Here is a 16,716-nt window from a genome sequence, read left to right as displayed (position 1 = left end):
GGCTAACATTAAGAGACAAAAGGACGCAGTGCCCCTTCGTCGGAATAAGCAGCAATCTCATTCAGGCCATCACGTCGCCATCCCGCCCGTGAAGGCAGGCCACACGGGCCGTCTGGCTCGTCGCTGGACGCATGACCAGTTCCCTTATGGCATGACCCGTCATTAGGTTACGCCCTTATGACAAATCGATCATTCACAGGCTTCGGAGCATTCGTTAGAACACTACTCAATGCGTCGCTGCAACGGCGCACGCACAGGAGGCTCGCCACGCCGGCAGCGACCTCCGCCGGCAGATCATTTCTGCCACAGGCCTCCCCTGGAGGCCAACGGGACATTACAGTCAACAGCGAGGGCAACACCCTATGAGAAGACTCAAGCGTGATCCGTTAGAACGAGCTTTCTTGCGCGGCTATCAATACGGCATCAATGGAAAATCCCGCGAACTCTGCCCCTTCACCCTGCCATCGGTACGCCAGGCCTGGCTCAACGGCTGGCGTGAAGGCCGTGGCGACAACTGGGACGGGCTGACCGGCACCGCCGGTATTCACAGACTCAATGAACTTCACGCTGTCGGCTGATTCAGGGGCTTGGTTCCACGCCTCACCTGGCTGAACCAAGCTCCACAATTCTGCAGACTTCACCATGCCGACCCCATCCGGGCGGCGGGCGCAAGCCCAGGGGCTCCTTGAGAGCCCCTTTTCATTTCTTCATTTCATTTGCGCAGTGCAGCAATGGCATCCACGGCCTCGCGAATCAGCGCCGGCCCCTTGTAGATGAACCCCGAGTAAATCTGAACCAGGCTCGCCCCCGCCGCGATCTTCTCCGCCGCGTGCCTGCCCTCGGTGATCCCGCCCACGGCGATGATAGGCAAACGCCCACCCAGCTCGCCGGCCAGTACCTTGACGATATGCGTGCTCTTGTCGCGCACCGGCGCGCCGGACAGACCACCGGCCTCATCACCATGCGCCAGGCCCTCGACGCCCTCACGACTGAGCGTGGTGTTGGTGGCGATCACCGCGTCCATGTCGGCCCCCAGCAGCGCTGCGGCGACCAGCGCGGTTTCCTCGTCGCTCATGTCCGGGGCGATCTTGATGGCCAGGGGCACGCGCTTGCCATGCTCCTGGGTCAGGTCTTCCTGACGTCGGCGTAGTGCTTCGAGCAGCGCCTTGAGCGAATCGCCGAACTGCAGGCTGCGCAGCCCCGGCGTATTCGGCGAGCTGACGTTGACCGTCACGTAACTGGCGTGGGCATAGACCTTGTCCAGGCACAGCAGATAATCATCGACCGCATGTTCGACCGGGGTATCGAAGTTCTTGCCGATGTTGATGCCCAGCACACCCTTGAACTTCGCCGCCTGCACCCGGCGCAGCAGATGCTCGACGCCATGGTTGTTGAAACCCATGCGATTGATCACCGCCTCGGCCTCGGGTAGGCGGAACAGACGCGGTTTGGGATTGCCCGGCTGTGGGCGCGGCGTCACGGTGCCGATCTCGACGAAACCGAAGCCAAGCTGGGCGAACCCGTCGATGGCATCGCCATTCTTGTCCAGGCCAGCGGCCAGCCCGACCGGGTTGGGAAATTGCAGCCCCATCACCGAGGTTGGTAGGCTGGCCGGCGCCTTGGTCAACAGCCCATTGAGCCCCAGACGCCCACCCGCACCGATCAGGTCGATGGACAGCTCATGCGAAGTTTCCGGGGACAGTTTGAAAAGCAGCTCGCGGGCCAGGGCGTACATGAGGCAGACTCGGTTCGGCAAATTGAAAGGCGGCGATTATAGCCGTGCTGACCGCCACGACGCGAGGCGTGCACCACGCCACACTGCACTCAGGATCTCAGGACAACCGGCGCAGGCTTAGCAACTCGCCCTCGGCGCTGAACTCCAGCTCGAAGGAACCATGGATGCCGGAATGGGTCAGAAAGGGCCGCAGATGATGCGCAGGCAAACTCACACGACGACCGTCGCGACTTTGCGCCATAATCCGGTTGGCATGGCCACGATAGATGGCCTGCAACCGTTCTGCCGATAACGCGATATCCAGCACCAGGCTGGGCATGGAGGCACCCTCGCAAATGAATGCGCTCATTCTGCCACAGAGCGAACGCCACGCCTGCCCCGAGCGGCATGGGCAGGCCATGGCCTGCCCGCCTGTTTGCCCCCTAGTCCAGGCTGCCGCTTGATCATGCCCCTCTCGCAATCGCCCACGCTCAGCACTCGCCTGGCCTCACTGGCCCAGCGTCTGGGTCTGATTGGTCGCAGCACCCGCCAGATCCTGCAGCGCGCCAGCACCCTGGAATTGCCGTTCAGGCCCATCGCGCGAAACCTGGACAGCATCTGCTGGCTGGATGGCCCGCCCCTGCATCGCTTCGTCGACCTGCCACGCGGCGCCCTCTCCGGCCCCGTGCAGGAAGACAAGGAGCAGGCACACGCCGCCCTCAGCGGCCTGGTGGCCGTGGAGCAGCAGCATCTGCAGGCCATCGACCTGCGTCAGATCGATGGTCTTTCCAGCCCCCTGGCCGAAGGCCGAGACTACCGCAGCCTCGAGGACTTCGCCGCCAGCGAGCAGTGCAAGTCGGTGCGCATCATCAGCTACAAGGATTTCATCAAGACCTTCAACCAGGCGCTGCCGGGCTACCAAAGCGGTGAAGCCATCGAATTGCGCCAAGCCAGTTGGCTGGGGGAACGTCTCTACTGGGCAGGCGAACAACAGGCGCCGGCCTTCGCCGGGGCCATCGTCTATGCCCGACGCCGCGGGCTGGAAATCATGCTGCCGGCCACCCTGACCCACTACAGCCTGAACCAACAGGCGCTGGACAATCTGCAACAGCACTACCACGTCCAGCTCATGCCCTGCCAGGCCTGGAGCGACCCAGCCTTCATGAGCCTGCTGCTCGATAACGGCATGCCCTATGCGCGCCTGTCCCTATGGAAGACCCCAGGCGCAGCCGAGCTACTGTTGCTACCCAAGGCCCACCCAGACGCCACCGCCTTGGGCGAAGGCCTGCAATTGGCAGGAGCGCCTGACGTTCTGAGCTATTTGCGCGGGTTGAGAAGCTAATCCCAGTCGCCACGTCCGCTCAGCAGGCGCCCGATCATGTCCATGGGATAACCGCGATAGGCCAGGAAGCGGCCCTGCTGGGCACGCTCACGAGCGTCGACGGGCAAGCGCCCGGCGAACTTGCGCTGCCAGACATCGCGTAGTTGCGCGAACCAGTCGATGCCGCTTTCACGCAGTGCTTGTTCGACCTGGGCACGGGCCAGGCCACGCTGCACCAGTTCCTCGCGGATGCGCTGCGGGCCATGGCCGGAGCGCGCCCGTGCGGCGACGAAGCTTTCCAGATAACGCGCCTCCGAGAGCAGGCCCTCTTCGGCAAGGCGATCCAGCGCCGCCTCGATCAGCTTATCCGGCGCACCACGCCGACGCAACTTACCGGCCAGCTCGACGCGGCCATGCTCGCGCCGGGCCAGCAGATCCATCGCTGCCCGGCGCACGGCGGCCGGGCTGTCGAGTACGGCGGGCATTGCCTCAGAAGTCGACTTCGGCGTCTTCCACCTCGGCGGCGGCAGCGGTGGCTTTTACCGGCGCGCTGCTGACCAGCAGCTTCTCGCGGATCAGGCCTTCGATCTCACGGGCGACGGCCGGGTTGTCCTCGAGGTACTTGGCGGCATTGGCCTTGCCCTGACCGATCTTGTTGCCCTGGTAGCTGTACCAGGCACCGGATTTCTCCACCAGATTCTGCTGCACGCCGAGGTCGATGATCTCGCCGTTACGGTAGATGCCCTTGCCGTAGAGAATCTGGAACTCGGCCTGGCGGAACGGCGGCGCCACCTTGTTCTTGACGATCTTCACGCGGGTTTCGCTGCCCACCACCTCGTCGCCTTCCTTCACCGCGCCGGTACGGCGGATGTCCAGGCGTACCGAGGAGTAGAACTTCAGAGCGTTACCACCGGTGGTGGTTTCCGGGCTGCCGAACATCACGCCGATCTTCATGCGGATCTGGTTGATGAAGATCACCAGGCAGTTGGCGGTCTTGATGTTGCCGGTGATCTTGCGCAGCGCCTGGCTCATCAGACGGGCCTGCAGGCCGACGTGCTGATCGCCCATCTCGCCTTCGATCTCGGCCTTGGGCACCAGGGCCGCCACGGAGTCGACGATGATCACGTCGACAGCGTTGGAGCGCACCAGCATGTCGGTGATTTCCAGAGCCTGCTCGCCGGTATCCGGCTGCGACACTAGCAGGTCGTCGACATTCACGCCCAGTTTGCCGGCGTAGTCGGGATCGAGCGCGTGCTCGGCATCGACGAAGGCACAGGTGGCGCCGAGTTTCTGCGCCTCGGCGATCACCGACAGGGTCAGGGTGGTCTTACCCGAGGACTCCGGGCCGTAGATCTCGACGATGCGGCCCTTGGGCAGGCCACCGATGCCCAGCGCAATGTCCAGGCCCAGCGAGCCGGTGGAAATGGCCGGAATGGCCTGGCGATCATGGTCGCCCATGCGCATCACCGCGCCCTTGCCGAACTGCTTCTCGATCTGGCCCAGGGCAGCCGCCAAGGCGCGCTTCTTGTTCTCGTCCATTACCATCCTCACGTATTCACAAGGGCCTCGACGGCCGCCAACAACTGTATAAGTAGCCAGTATTATTCCACAGGGCAAGTCATCCGCCTACCCCGCAAGCGGATTTTCCTTCGCCAGCAGCTCGATAAGCCCCGCCAGTGCGGCCTCGACCGTCTGTCGGCGCACCTCGTCGCGGTTGCCGGCGAACTGTTTGCGCAGGCTGACGATACGTTCGCCATCGCCCCAGGCCAGCCAAACGGTGCCCACCGGCTTCTCGGGCGAGCCGCCATCTGGACCTGCCACGCCGCTGACCGCCACCGCATAACGCGCCCCGGCCTGAGCCTGGGCACCGCGCACCATGGCCTCAACCACCTCGCGGCTGACCGCGCCGACGGCCGCGAACAAGCCCTGGGGCACGTCCAGTTGCTTGCTCTTCTGTGCATTGGAATAGGTGACGAAACCGGCCTCGAACCAGGCCGAACTGCCGGGAATGCGGGTGATGGCCTCGGCGATGCCACCGCCGGTGCAGGACTCGGCCGTGCTCACCTGGGCGCCAGCGGCTTGCAGTCGCTGCCCGAGCTGGGCAGCCAGTTGGCTGATCGAATCCATGATGCTCTCCGGGGGAACAGGTCAGCCCGATACCCTACACCAGCTCCACCTGGGATTTAAGGCCGCAATCGCCCCGTAGGCGCCCTGCCCCGGTCAGACTGACAGCCGAAAGAAGCCCTCCAGCGGCGGCAGGGGCAGGCTCGCCAGACGAGTGGCCTCATCGCTATCGACACCGATGATGCGCAGCACCATTTCACAGACCCGCTCGGGCAGGCTTTCTGCGTACAGCCCCAGATCGTCATACAGCCGCGCCTGCGGCGGTGCCGGGCTCTGCAGGGTGATGGTCACGGCCCCCAGCACGGTGCTGCCGACCGCCATCAGGGCCACTCCAGTGTCGTTCACCTTGAAACGCTGCTTGGCGATGCCTTCGAGCACGTCACGCAGCAGGAACTTGCCCAGCCCCTGGGAAATAATCTCGGGATTGAAGGGAGATCGCGCCAGAAAGCGCCCCCAGACCGGATCCGCCTTGGCCTGCAGCAGGGTATAGCGCACTCCCACACTGAGGCGCTCGGCCGGATCGGTGATGTGCGCAACCGCCTCGTCCACCACCTTCGCCGAACGCTCGAAGACCTCCTCCAGCAAGCAGTTGTAGATGTCTTCCTTGGACTCGAAGTAGTTGTAGAAGGTGCCGAAGCCCACGTCCGCCGCCGCGGTGATCTGCTGGATGGTGACCTCCCCGCTGCCACGTTCCGACATCAGTTCCAGTGCCGCCTTCATCAGGCTCAGGCGGGTTTCCCGCTTGCGTCGGGCGCTGCGCGACTCGCCGGCTTCGCTGGAGCGCGCTGCGGTTTTCTGGTGGGGCGTGGGTAGCGGAGAAGGAGAGGATTTTTTCATGGGGGCGAATCTAGCACCTGGCGCATGGCGCGCTCAACGAAACAAAATATGATTGACGATCAAAAATGATTAGTTATCATCTTTTCAGCGGTCTTGCTTGCTCGACAGATCAACAAGCGGAAAACAACAAAAATGAAGTCGCACTCGCTCAGCCCGGAATTGGATACCGACCCGGTCGAAACACAGGAATGGCTGGAGTCATTGCAGTCAGCGCAGCTGCATGACCCTGAGCGCGCCCTGTACCTCTTGCGTCGGCTCGATCAGTTCGCCAAGGAGTCCGGGCTCACCGGCAGCTCCGCGCCATACTCGTCCTACCGCAACACCATCGCCCTGGAGCGACAGGGCAGCTATCCGGGAGACCTGGCACTCGAGCAGCGCCTGGTGGCCATTTCTCGCTGGAATGCGCTATCGATGGTGGTGCGTGCCAACCAGGCCTACGGTGATCTCGGCGGCCATATCGCCAGTTACGCCTCTGCAGCGGAAATCTTCGAGGTCGGCTTCAACCACTTCTTCAAGGCGCCCACCCACGAAAGCGGCGGCGACCTGGTGTTCTTCCAGCCGCATTCGGCGCCGGGCGTCTATGCCCGGGCCTACCTGGAAGGCCGGCTCAGCGAAGAACAGTTGCAGAACTACCGCCAGGAGGTAGGAGGCAAGGGCCTGTGCTCGTACCCTCATCCCTGGTTGATGCCCGACTTCTGGCAATTCCCGACGGGCTCGATGGGCATTGGCCCGATCAATGCGATCTACCAGGCGCGCTTTCTGCGCTACCTGCAGCACCGTGGCATCGCCACGACCGAGGGCCGCCGGGTCTGGGGCGTGTTCGGCGACGGCGAGATGGACGAGCCGGAATCCATCGCCGGGCTGTCATTGGCGGCGCGCGAAGGGCTGGACAACCTGAACTTCATCATCAATTGCAACCTGCAACGTCTGGATGGGCCCGTGCGCGGCAACGGGCAAATCATCCAGGAGCTGGAATCGCTGTTCGCCGGCGCCGGCTGGAATGTGATCAAGGTGCTCTGGGGCTCGGAGTGGGACGCGCTGTTCGCCCGCGACAGCAAGCACGTGCTGCTGCGCCGGCTGGCGCAGACCGTCGATGGCGACTACCAGACCCTGGGGGCCAAGGACGGGGCCTACAACATCGAGCATTTCTTCAAGCAGGACCCGGAGATTCAGGCGCTGGTCGCTCACATGTCCGATGCCGAGATCGACGGGCTAAAACGTGGCGGACATGACCTGCGCAAGCTGTATGCGGCCTACGCCAGTGCCGTCAGCCACAAAGGGCAGCCAACGGTGATCCTGGCCAAGACCAAGAAGGGTTATGGCATGGGCGCCTCTGGCGAGTCGCGCATGACCGCGCATCAGCAGAAGAAGCTCGAGGGCACTGCGCTGAAAGCGTTTCGCGATCGCTTTCAGCTTCCGCTGAGCGACGAGGATCTGCAGAGCCACAGGTTCTACCGCCCCGCCGAAGGCAGCGAGGAACTGCTCTACCTCGCCAGGCGCCGCGAGGCGCTCGGTGGCGCCCTGCCTACACGCCGGCAGCAGGCAGAGGCTGTCGCGGTACCCGCGCTGGAACGTTATGCCGCCTTCGCGCTGGATGGCTCCTCCCGCGAGATGTCGACCACCATGGCGGCCATCCGCTTGCTGGCCGCGCTGCTCAAGGATCCGCTGCTGGGGCCGCGAATCGTGCCGATCGTGGCCGATGAGGCGCGCACCTTCGGCATGGCCAACCTGTTCCACCAGATCGGCATTTACTCCCCCGTGGGTCAGTTGTATGCCCCGGAGGATGCCGGTTCCCTGGTCTCCTACCGGGAATCGCAAGACGGGCAACTGCTCGAAGAAGGGATCAACGAAGCGGGCGCGATCTCCTCCTGGGTGGCCGCCGGAACGGCTTACAGCACGTCCGGCGTGGCCATGCTGCCGCTGTACATCTTCTATTCGATGTTCGGCTTCCAGCGCGTTGGCGATCTCATCTGGGCGGCGGCCGACCAGCGCACCCGCGGCTTTCTGCTGGGCGCCACCGCCGGCCGCACCACCCTGGGTGGCGAGGGGTTGCAGCATCAGGACGGCACCAGCCAGTTGATCGCCGCCAGCGTACCCAACTGCCGCGCCTACGACCCGGCCTTCGCGGCGGAACTGGCGGTGATCATGGATCACGGCGCCCGGCAGATGATGGAGCGGCATGTCGACGAGTTCTACTACATCACCGTCAGCAACGAGAGCTACCCGCAGGAGCCGCTCGCCGAAGGCCAGGCGCAGAACGTCATCAAGGGGCTGTACCCGTACAAGCACCATGGGGTCGAGGGCGCGGTCGCCAGGGTTCGCCTGCTGGGTTCCGGGCCGATCCTGCGCGAAGTCGAAGCGGCAGCCGTGCTGCTCTCGACGCACTGGCAGGTGGATTGCCAAGTGTTCAGCGCCACCAGCTTCAGTGAACTGGCTCGCGATGCGGCCAGCGTCGAGCGCCTGAACCGCCTCAACCCTGGCGCCGCGCAACGCCAGAGCCATGTGCAGACGCTGCTTGGCGGCAACGATCTGATCGTGGCCGCCAGCGATTACGTGCGCGCCTATCCCAACCTCATCGCCCCCTATGTGAGAGGACGCTTCGTCTCCCTGGGCACCGACGGCTTCGGCCGCAGCGACACCCGCACCAGGCTGCGCGAATTCTTCGAGGTCGATGCCCACAGCCTGGTGATCGCCACCCTGCACGCGCTGGCCGAGGAAGGGCAAGTGCCCTGGGAAACGGCGCAGATGGCCGTGGAGCGCTATGGCATCGACAGCAGCAAGGCGGCGCCCTGGACCCTCTGACAGGGGCGCTGTTCAACCTAACCCAGCAAGCCATCAGGACCAGAACATGAACCAGACATCTTCTGCACTGCCCAGCAAGCCCGTGATCGCCCCCACGCAGATTGCCCATTGGGTGCTCAAGACACCGCGCCGAGAGAAGCTGATCGCCTGGTACGGCCTCGTGTTCGGCGCCGAGGTGGTGCACGCGGGCAAACTCGTCACCTTCCTCAGCTGGGATGCCGAGAGCCATCGGCTGGCGCTGGTCAAGCTGCCGGCCATCCTGCGCCTGCTGTTCCCCCTGGCCTGGCTGCGGCGCAAGATGATCGGGCTGGATCACATCGCCCACAGCTTCGACTCACTGGAAGACCTGCTGCTGACCTACGAGCGGGTCAAGCAGCAGGGTATCGAGCCGGTCTGGTGCATCAACCACGGGCCGACCACCTCGCTCTACTACGAAGATCCGGACGGCAACCGGCATGAGTTCCAGGTCGAGAACTTCGCCACTGCCGAGGAAACCAAGCGGTACTTCAACAGCCCTGCGTTCGCAGAGAACCCCATCGGCGTCAACTTCGACCCCGACTACCTGCTCACCCGCCTGCGCTCCGGTACCCCGGTTGCCGAGCTGCTGAAACAGGGCGCGGGCACCCCTCCGGGCAGCAAGCCGGTGGCGAACATGAAAGCCATTAACTGGAGAACCCTGTGATGAACGCGGACATGAAGGCACCGGTGGTCATAGTCGGTGGCGGTGCCAGCGGCTGCACCCTGGCCCTGTTGCTGGCCAGCTACGGCATCCCCTGCATCGTCGTCGAGCGCCGCACGACGCCGTTGCAGCACCCGGCCGCGCACGTGCTGAACGGCCGCGCATTCGAGATCTGGGCCCAGTACTCCCCCGCCCTGGCCCAGGAGATCCTGGCGCTGTGCCCGTCGGAGGAGGAGATCGGCAACATCCGCTGGTGCACCAGCCTGCTGGGCACCGAGTTCGGCAGCATCGATCTGCTGGCCGACCGGGAACTGGTAGAGCGGGTGCGCTCCCACAGCGAATACCGCATCGCCCACGTCGGCCAGCATCAGTTAATGCCGATTCTCTGGCGGGCGTTGGAAGCCGAGCCCCTGGTGACCTTCATCAAGGGTCACAGCCTGGAGTCACTGCATGATGCGGGGCACCAGGTAACGCTGTCGGTGCGCGACACCAACCAGCAGCGCACCAGCATCGGCGCACGCTGGCTGATCGGTGCCGATGGCGCCAACAGCAAGGTACGGGAGCTGCTGGGTATCGCCATGCAAGGCCCGACACTGGCCAACATGGCCAGCGTGTTCTTCCAGATGAAGCTCGATGAGCTTCACCCACAACCTCGCCCACTGCTGAGCTGGATCTACAACCCGCACTTCTGCGGCGTGATGATCAAGCACGCGGACGACAGCTACATCCTGATGACGCCCTACCTCTGCGACGAGCAGGCAGTCGCCACGGCCGGGCAGGACTACTGGCGCAAGGTGATTCCGCTGGCCATCGGCAACAGCGAAGTGCCCTTCACCATCCACACCATGGGCAAGTGGCTGATGACCACGCAACTGGCCGCCTCCTATGCCAAGGGCCATGCCCTACTCATTGGCGACGCGGCGCATCGGTTTCCCCATACCGGGGGCTTCGGCCTCAACAGCGGTGTCCAGGATGCCCATAACCTGGCCTGGAAGCTGGCCGCCATCCTCGAAGGCCGCGCGCCGGAGAGCCTGCTGAACACCTACGAGCTCGAGCGCAAGCCGGTGATCCGGCTGTTTGCCGAGCAGAGCATGGGCAATCACTTCAAGCTCGATGAAGTGACCTGCCATATCGGCCTGCGCAATCGCGGGCTCATGCAGGTGACGAAACTCTTTACCCTCGCCCCCTTCACCTGGCTGCCCAAATCCACTCGCGGCTCTCTGGCGGATTGGCTCATGCGCGGCGCGCTGAAGAAAACCGCCCTGCTGGAGGCGCAGACGGCCAAGGGCAAGCGCCTGCGCGCCCTGCTGCAGGCCCAGGTGCCCGAGCAACGGGAGCACTTCATTTCCACCGGCCTGGAGTATGGCTACGCCTACACCCAGGGGCTGGTGGAACCCGAAGCCACAGCGCAACCCATGATCGGCAAGGGTGTCACCGAGTATCGACCGACCACCTGGCCTGGCGCGCGTCTGCCCCATGTCATGTTGCTCAGCGATGGCCAGCCGCGCGCCATCCACCAGTTGCTCGACAAGCGTGACTTCACCCTGATCAGCGCCAAGCCCGAACAGTGGCGCCAGGCCCTGCAAGCCCTGCCTGGCAGCGCCGAGATGGCGGTGCGGATCGTCGGGCTCGACAGCATGGATGCCTCGGCCCGCCAGGCCGCCATCGAGCTGTACGAGGTGGGCGAGGACGGCGCGATCCTGGTCAGGCCGGACCATCACGTGGTCTGGCGCACCAAGGGCAGCGCCGACACGGATGCCGGCACCCTGGTCAGCATCGTCGAGCGGCTGAAAACGACCTATGGCATCGGCCTGTCGGGGCATCAGGAACAGCGCGCCGAACCGACACGCGAAAGGACGGCAGCATCTCGATGAACATGTCCGCCATGCAGCTAGCACTCAGCGTTCCGGATATCGGTGAATACAGGGACGTTCAGGTAGTCGAGATCAGCGTGCAACCCGGCACCCCGGTGGTTACCGGACAAGCGCTGTTCGTGCTGGAAACCGACAAGGCCACCCTGGAAATTCCTGCGCCCTGCGCTGGAGTGCTCAAACGCTTCCTGATCCAGGAGGGGGATCGCGTCAGCCAGGGCGACATATTCGGCGAACTGGCGCTTGAGCAGCCGGCCGAGCCCGTGGCCCCGCCTGCTACGCCCGCCCAGGCGCTGACGCAGGACGCCCCTGCTCCGCCAGCCCCGGCGGCGACCGCCGCAGTGGCGTCATCCGCCATGCCGGAAACGGCCGCCAGCGGCCTGCCGCTGCCCAAGGCCGGGCCCGTGGTGCGCAAGCTGGCACGCACGCTCGGCGTCAAGTTGTCCGAAGTCGCGGCAAGCGGCAAGTCCGGGCGCATCCTCAAGGAGGACGTCGAGGCCTTCGTGCGTAAGCGCATGACGGCAACCGTGGCCGATGAACGCCTGAGCGGCATCGCCCCGGTAGCCGAAATCGATTTTGCTCAGTTCGGCGAAATCGAGGTGAGGCCGTTGCCGCGCATTCAGAAGCTTTCTTCCGCCCATCTGCACCGGGCCTGGCTGAACGTCCCCCATGTGACCCAGTTCGAGACGGCTGACATCACCAGCCTGGATGCGCTGCTGAAGGCGGCCAATGCCGAGGGACAGGACAAGATCACGCTGCTACCCCTGCTCATGCATGCGCTGGCCCAGGCGTTGGCGCAGTTTCCGCAATTCAATGCCTCCCTGGCGGCCGATGGGCAACATCTGATCCTGAAGAAGTACATCAACATCGGCTTTGCCGCCGATACCGAGGCCGGCCTCGTCGTCCCGGTGGTGAAGGATGCGAACCGCAAGGGGGTACGCGAACTGGCGCGCGAATGCGCCAGCCTCGCCAACAGCGCCCGGCAAGGGCGGCTTGCCGCGAGCGACATCAAAGGCGGCTGCTTCACCATTTCCTCCCTCGGCGGCCTGGGGATCCGGGGCCCGTTCGCCCCTATCGTCAACACCCCCGAGGTCGCCATCCTCGGCGTATCCCGGGCCAGCCTGCAACCGGTGTGGAATGGCGAGCAGTTCGTGCCGCGCCTGCTGCTGCCGCTCTCGCTGTCCTATGACCACCGCGTCATAGATGGCGCCCTGGGCTCCCGCTTCCTGCTCCATCTGGTGAAGCTGCTGGAAAACATCGGGCTTTTGCTGTTGTAGCCAACCTGGCTGCCGCAGGCAGTCGATCACTCAAGAAGAATGAGGTACAGACATGGCGCTTCCAATCGTGCGTTTCCGCCATCAGACATCGGTGCAGTGGGGCTGCCTATCGACCGCCGACAGGATTCGGGCTCTGCCGACACCCTGCACCACTACCCGAGAACTCCTGAACCTGGGCCACGACGCGATAGCCAGACTGGTCGAAGCTAGCAGCGAGGCAGTGGATCGGGCCGAGGTCGAGTTGCTGTCGCCGATCACCGACGATGCCAAGGTGCTGTGCCAGGGCGCCAATTACCGCGAACACATGATCGATTCGGGCATGGACCCGGACGCCAAGTCCTTCAACCTGTTCTTCACCAAGTCCTCTGCCTCCATCACCGGGCCGACCGGCGTCATCGTCAGGCCCAGGCACGTGAAGCTGCTCGACTACGAGGTGGAACTGACCCTGGTGATGAAGAAGCGCACCTCAACCCCGGTGGAGGTCACGCAGAACAACCTGCACGAATACATTGCCGGCATCTGCATCGGCAACGACGTCTCCGCGCGTGATGTCCAGCTCCCCCAGATGCAGTTCCACAAAGGCAAGAGCTATCGAACCTTCAGCCCACTGGGGCCGGTTCTGTGCCTGCTCGAGCCATCCGAGATGGGCTACCTGGCGCAGATGCAGTTGAGCCTGAGCGTCAATGGCGAACTGCGCCAGAGCGACAGCACGGCCAACCTCGTGTTCAAGCCGGCGGAAACCCTGACCGAGTATTCACAGATCGTGAACTTCGAGCCGGGCGACGTGCTGATGACCGGAACGCCATCCGGCTGCGCCCTGAGCGTGCCGCCGCGCCTGCTGGTGAAACTGTCGGGCCTGCTGCCCGAACCCCTGAAGTGGAAATTCTTCATCAAGGGCCAGCAACGCCGTCGCCAGTACCTGCAGGTGGGTGATCGCGTCGAGGCCAGGATCGTCAGCCAGGACGGCCGTATCGACCTGGGCTGCCAGAGCCACAGCATCGTGGCGCAGGACTGATCGAGCGCGGGGCTGCCCGGCATCGCCCCGCTGCCATCCTGCAGGCGCCTGCCCCCAAAGACTCAAGCCAGACGAAAGCGACGCCGCTTTCAGGTATCATTGCGCGCCTGACAGCGCTGGGAGGCAGGCAAGCTCACGATGCCTCCCGGATTCCTTGAGCGATTCATGCTGAAGACAGGCCAATGGCAGCCCAACGGCAACGACACGACAGGCTGATCACGGAAGACAGGCGCGTGGACCTTGTCATCGGGCCGAGCGAAACCCGCTCCGCCACCGCGCCCCGCGTTCGGCCCTGTCCAGGCATGTACCCTCACCTGCCGAAGCCAGACCAGGCTACCTGCAGAACCCGAGCGAGCCACGACTCCCACCCACGGCCTGGAGCGATCACGGCCGGCTGGAAAGCTTCGGCGCCTCCCGGAACGCCGGCACATCCGCGGCGACGACCCTGCCGGCAAACCCGCTCCAGCTCCCAGGCAAGACAATTTCAAGCGATCGATGCCCATGACTAATTCCGACCTTTCAGCTCACACCCCGATGATGCAGCAGTACTGGAAGCTGAAGAATCAGCACCCGGACCAGTTGATGTTCTATCGCATGGGTGACTTCTACGAGATTTTTTACGAAGACGCGAAGAAGGCGGCCAAGCTGCTGGATATCACCCTGACCGCACGCGGCCAGTCGGCCGGCCAGTCGATCCCCATGTGCGGCATTCCCTTCCACTCGGTGGAGGGTTACCTGGCCAAGCTGGTCAAACTGGGCGAATCGGTGGTGATCTGCGAGCAGATCGGCGACCCGGCCACCAGCAAGGGCCCGGTGGAGCGCCAGGTGGTGCGCATCATCACCCCCGGCACCATCAGCGACGAGGCCCTGCTCGACGAGCACCGCGACAACCTGCTGGCTGCCGTGCTGGGCGACGAGCGCCTGTTCGGCCTGGCCGTGCTGGACATCACCAGCGGCCGCTTCAGCGTGCAGGAGATCAAGGGCTGGGAGAACCTGCTGGCCGAGCTGGAACGCCTGAACCCCGCCGAACTGCTGATCCCGGACGACTGGCCGCAGGGCCTGCCCGCCGAGAAACGCAAGGGCTCACGGCGCCGCGCGCCCTGGGATTTCGACCGCGACAGCGCCTTCAAGAGCCTGTGCCAGCAGTTCGGCACCCAGGATCTGAAAGGCTTCGGCTGCGAGAAGCTGACCCTGGCCATCGGCGCCGCCGGCTGCCTGCTGAGCTATGCCAAGGAAACCCAGCGCACCGCCCTGCCCCACCTGCGCAGCCTGCGCCACGAGCGCCTGGACGACACGGTGATCCTCGACGGTGCCAGCCGCCGTAACCTGGAGCTGGACATCAACCTCGCCGGCGGTCGCGACAACACCCTGCAGTCGGTCATGGATCGCTGCCAGACCGCCATGGCCAGCCGCCTGCTGGGCCGTTGGCTGAACCGCCCACTGCGCGACCGCGCGGTGCTGGAGGCGCGCCAGGACGCCATCGCCTGCCTGCTCGACGGCTACCGTTTCGAGACGCTGCAACCGCAGCTCAAGGAAATCGGCGACCTGGAGCGCATCCTCGCCCGTATCGGCCTGCGCAACGCCCGCCCGCGCGACCTGGCGCGCCTGCGCGATGCCCTGGCCGCACTGCCCGAGCTGCAGCAGGCGATGACCACGTTGGATACCCCGCACCTGCAGCACCTGGCGGCCACCATCGCCACCTACCCCGAGCTGGCCGACCTGCTGGCCCGCGCCATCATCGACAACCCGCCGGCGGTGATCCGCGACGGCGGCGTGCTGAAGACCGGCTACGACGCCGAGCTGGACGAGCTGCAAGCGATGAGCGAAAACGCCGGCCAATTCCTCATGGATCTGGAAGCACGGGAGAAGGCCCGCACCGGCCTGGCCAACCTCAAGGTGGGCTACAACCGCGTGCACGGCTACTTCATCGAGCTACCCACCAAACAAGCCGAGTCGGCGCCAGCCGATTACATCCGCCGGCAGACGCTCAAGGGCGCCGAACGCTTCATCACCCCGGAGCTCAAGGAATTCGAGGACAAGGCGCTGTCGGCCAAGAGCCGCGCCCTGGCCCGCGAGAAGATGCTCTACGATGCCCTGCTCGAACAGTTGATCGAACACCTCGCCCCGCTGCAGGACAGTGCTGCTGCCCTGGCCGAGCTGGACGTGCTGAGCAACCTGGCCGAGCGTGCGCTGAACCTCGACCTGAACCGCCCACGCTTCGTCGACGAGCCGTGCATGCGCATCGACCAGGGCCGCCACCCGGTGGTCGAGCAGGTGCTGACCACCCCCTTCGTGGCCAACGACCTGGACCTGGACGACAGCCGCCGCATGCTCATCATCACCGGGCCGAACATGGGCGGTAAGTCCACCTACATGCGCCAGACCGCGCTGATCGTGCTGCTGGCCCATATCGGCAGCTTCGTCCCGGCGGCGGCCTGCGAGCTGTCACTGGTCGACCGCATCTTCACCCGTATCGGCTCCTCGGACGACCTGGCAGGCGGGCGCTCCACCTTCATGGTGGAAATGAGCGAGACCGCCAACATCCTGCACAACGCCAGCGAGCGCAGCCTGGTGCTGATGGACGAGGTGGGCCGAGGCACCAGCACCTTCGACGGCCTGTCGCTGGCCTGGTCGGCGGCCGAGCACCTGGCGCGCCTGCGCGCCTTCACCCTGTTCGCCACCCACTACTTCGAGCTGACCGTGCTGCCGGAAAGCGAGCCAGTGGTGGCCAACGTGCACCTCTCGGCCACCGAGCACAACGAACGCATCGTCTTTCTCCACCATGTCCAGCCCGGGCCGGCGAGCCAGAGCTATGGCCTGGCCGTGGCGCAACTGGCCGGCGTGCCGGGCAGCGTGATCAGCCGTGCCCGCGAGCACCTGGCGCGCCTGGAAGCCACCAGCCTGCCCCATGACCTGCCACGCCAGCAGCCCGGCCAGCCGCAGGCACCGATGCAGAGCGACCTGTTCGCCAGCGTGCCGCACCCCCTGCTGGAGCAATTGAGCAAGATCAATCCGGATGATCTGACTCCGCGCAAGGCGCTCGAGCTGTTATATACATGGAAGACGCAGGTCTAAC

At 64.7% G+C, this 16,716-nt stretch carries 14 protein-coding genes; 8 read left to right on the top strand and 6 right to left on the bottom strand.

Annotation, left to right across the window (positions count from 1 at the left end):
* Window positions 1-362: 362 nt before the first annotated feature.
* Window positions 363-578, top strand: a complete 216-nt coding sequence (rmf, locus tag OU800_RS09425) for a ribosome modulation factor (RefSeq protein WP_003244273.1) — start codon at window positions 363-365, stop codon at window positions 576-578.
* Between the two features lie 134 nt (window positions 579-712).
* Here rmf and OU800_RS09420 read toward each other — a convergent pair whose 3' ends face one another.
* Complete coding sequence (locus OU800_RS09420) at window positions 713-1,735, bottom strand: quinone-dependent dihydroorotate dehydrogenase (RefSeq protein WP_268183193.1); 1,023 nt, start codon at window positions 1,733-1,735, stop codon at window positions 713-715.
* A gap of 97 nt (window positions 1,736-1,832) precedes the next feature.
* The gene (locus OU800_RS09415; RefSeq protein ID WP_268183192.1) at window positions 1,833-2,054 is read right to left on the bottom strand and encodes a DUF2835 domain-containing protein; all 222 of its coding nucleotides are present in this window, start codon (window positions 2,052-2,054) and stop codon (window positions 1,833-1,835) included.
* A 126-nt stretch (window positions 2,055-2,180) separates the two neighbouring features.
* Here OU800_RS09415 and OU800_RS09410 point away from each other — a divergent pair, with 126 nt between their 5' ends.
* The gene (locus tag OU800_RS09410) at window positions 2,181-3,056 is read left to right on the top strand and encodes a DUF6685 family protein (protein ID WP_268183189.1); all 876 of its coding nucleotides are present in this window, start codon (window positions 2,181-2,183) and stop codon (window positions 3,054-3,056) included.
* Here OU800_RS09410 and recX read toward each other — a convergent pair.
* The 4 genes from recX to OU800_RS09390 all read right to left on the bottom strand — a co-directional run bounded on the left by recX (window position 3,053) and on the right by OU800_RS09390 (window position 5,996).
* Complete coding sequence (gene recX, locus OU800_RS09405; protein WP_268183188.1) at window positions 3,053-3,520, bottom strand: recombination regulator RecX; 468 nt, start codon at window positions 3,518-3,520, stop codon at window positions 3,053-3,055. The genes OU800_RS09410 and recX overlap by 4 nt on opposite strands.
* A gap of 4 nt (window positions 3,521-3,524) precedes the next feature.
* Window positions 3,525-4,574, bottom strand: coding sequence for a recombinase RecA (recA, locus tag OU800_RS09400; RefSeq protein ID WP_268183187.1), 1,050 nt, complete (start codon window positions 4,572-4,574; stop codon window positions 3,525-3,527).
* 87 nt (window positions 4,575-4,661) lie between these two features.
* On the bottom strand, window positions 4,662-5,162 hold the full coding sequence (locus OU800_RS09395; protein WP_268183185.1) for a CinA family protein: 501 nt from the start codon (window positions 5,160-5,162) through the stop codon (window positions 4,662-4,664).
* Between the two features lie 93 nt (window positions 5,163-5,255).
* Window positions 5,256-5,996 (bottom strand): TetR/AcrR family transcriptional regulator, encoded by a 741-nt coding sequence (locus OU800_RS09390; RefSeq protein ID WP_268183183.1) that lies wholly within the window; start codon window positions 5,994-5,996, stop codon window positions 5,256-5,258.
* 132 nt (window positions 5,997-6,128) lie between these two features.
* On the opposite strand from OU800_RS09390, the gene mdeB reads away from it, so the two are divergent.
* The 6 genes from mdeB to mutS all read left to right on the top strand — a co-directional run bounded on the left by mdeB (window position 6,129) and on the right by mutS (window position 16,715).
* The gene (gene mdeB, locus OU800_RS09385) at window positions 6,129-8,798 is read left to right on the top strand and encodes an alpha-ketoglutarate dehydrogenase (RefSeq protein WP_268183180.1); all 2,670 of its coding nucleotides are present in this window, start codon (window positions 6,129-6,131) and stop codon (window positions 8,796-8,798) included.
* Window positions 8,799-8,844: 46 nt separating this feature from the next.
* Window positions 8,845-9,480 (top strand): VOC family protein, encoded by a 636-nt coding sequence (locus OU800_RS09380; protein WP_268183178.1) that lies wholly within the window; start codon window positions 8,845-8,847, stop codon window positions 9,478-9,480.
* On the top strand, window positions 9,480-11,351 hold the full coding sequence (locus OU800_RS09375; RefSeq protein WP_268183175.1) for an FAD-dependent monooxygenase: 1,872 nt from the start codon (window positions 9,480-9,482) through the stop codon (window positions 11,349-11,351). The genes OU800_RS09380 and OU800_RS09375 overlap by 1 nt, the downstream gene beginning before the upstream one ends.
* Window positions 11,348-12,625, top strand: a complete 1,278-nt coding sequence (locus OU800_RS09370) for a 2-oxo acid dehydrogenase subunit E2 (protein ID WP_268183173.1) — start codon at window positions 11,348-11,350, stop codon at window positions 12,623-12,625. Before OU800_RS09375 ends, OU800_RS09370 begins: the two co-directional genes overlap by 4 nt.
* 52 nt (window positions 12,626-12,677) lie before the next feature.
* Entirely contained in the window at window positions 12,678-13,640 is a 963-nt protein-coding gene (locus OU800_RS09365) for a fumarylacetoacetate hydrolase family protein (protein WP_268183172.1), read from the top strand.
* Between the two features lie 495 nt (window positions 13,641-14,135).
* On the top strand, window positions 14,136-16,715 hold the full coding sequence (gene mutS, locus OU800_RS09360; protein ID WP_268183169.1) for a DNA mismatch repair protein MutS: 2,580 nt from the start codon (window positions 14,136-14,138) through the stop codon (window positions 16,713-16,715).
* Window position 16,716 lies beyond the last annotated feature (1 nt).

Source organism: Pseudomonas sp. GOM7, from assembly GCF_026723825.1.
Taxonomy (GTDB): Bacteria; Pseudomonadota; Gammaproteobacteria; order Pseudomonadales; family Pseudomonadaceae; genus Aquipseudomonas.
The sequence above is the reverse complement of the archived record's forward strand: the minus strand, read 5'-3'. Positions and strand labels throughout refer to the sequence as shown.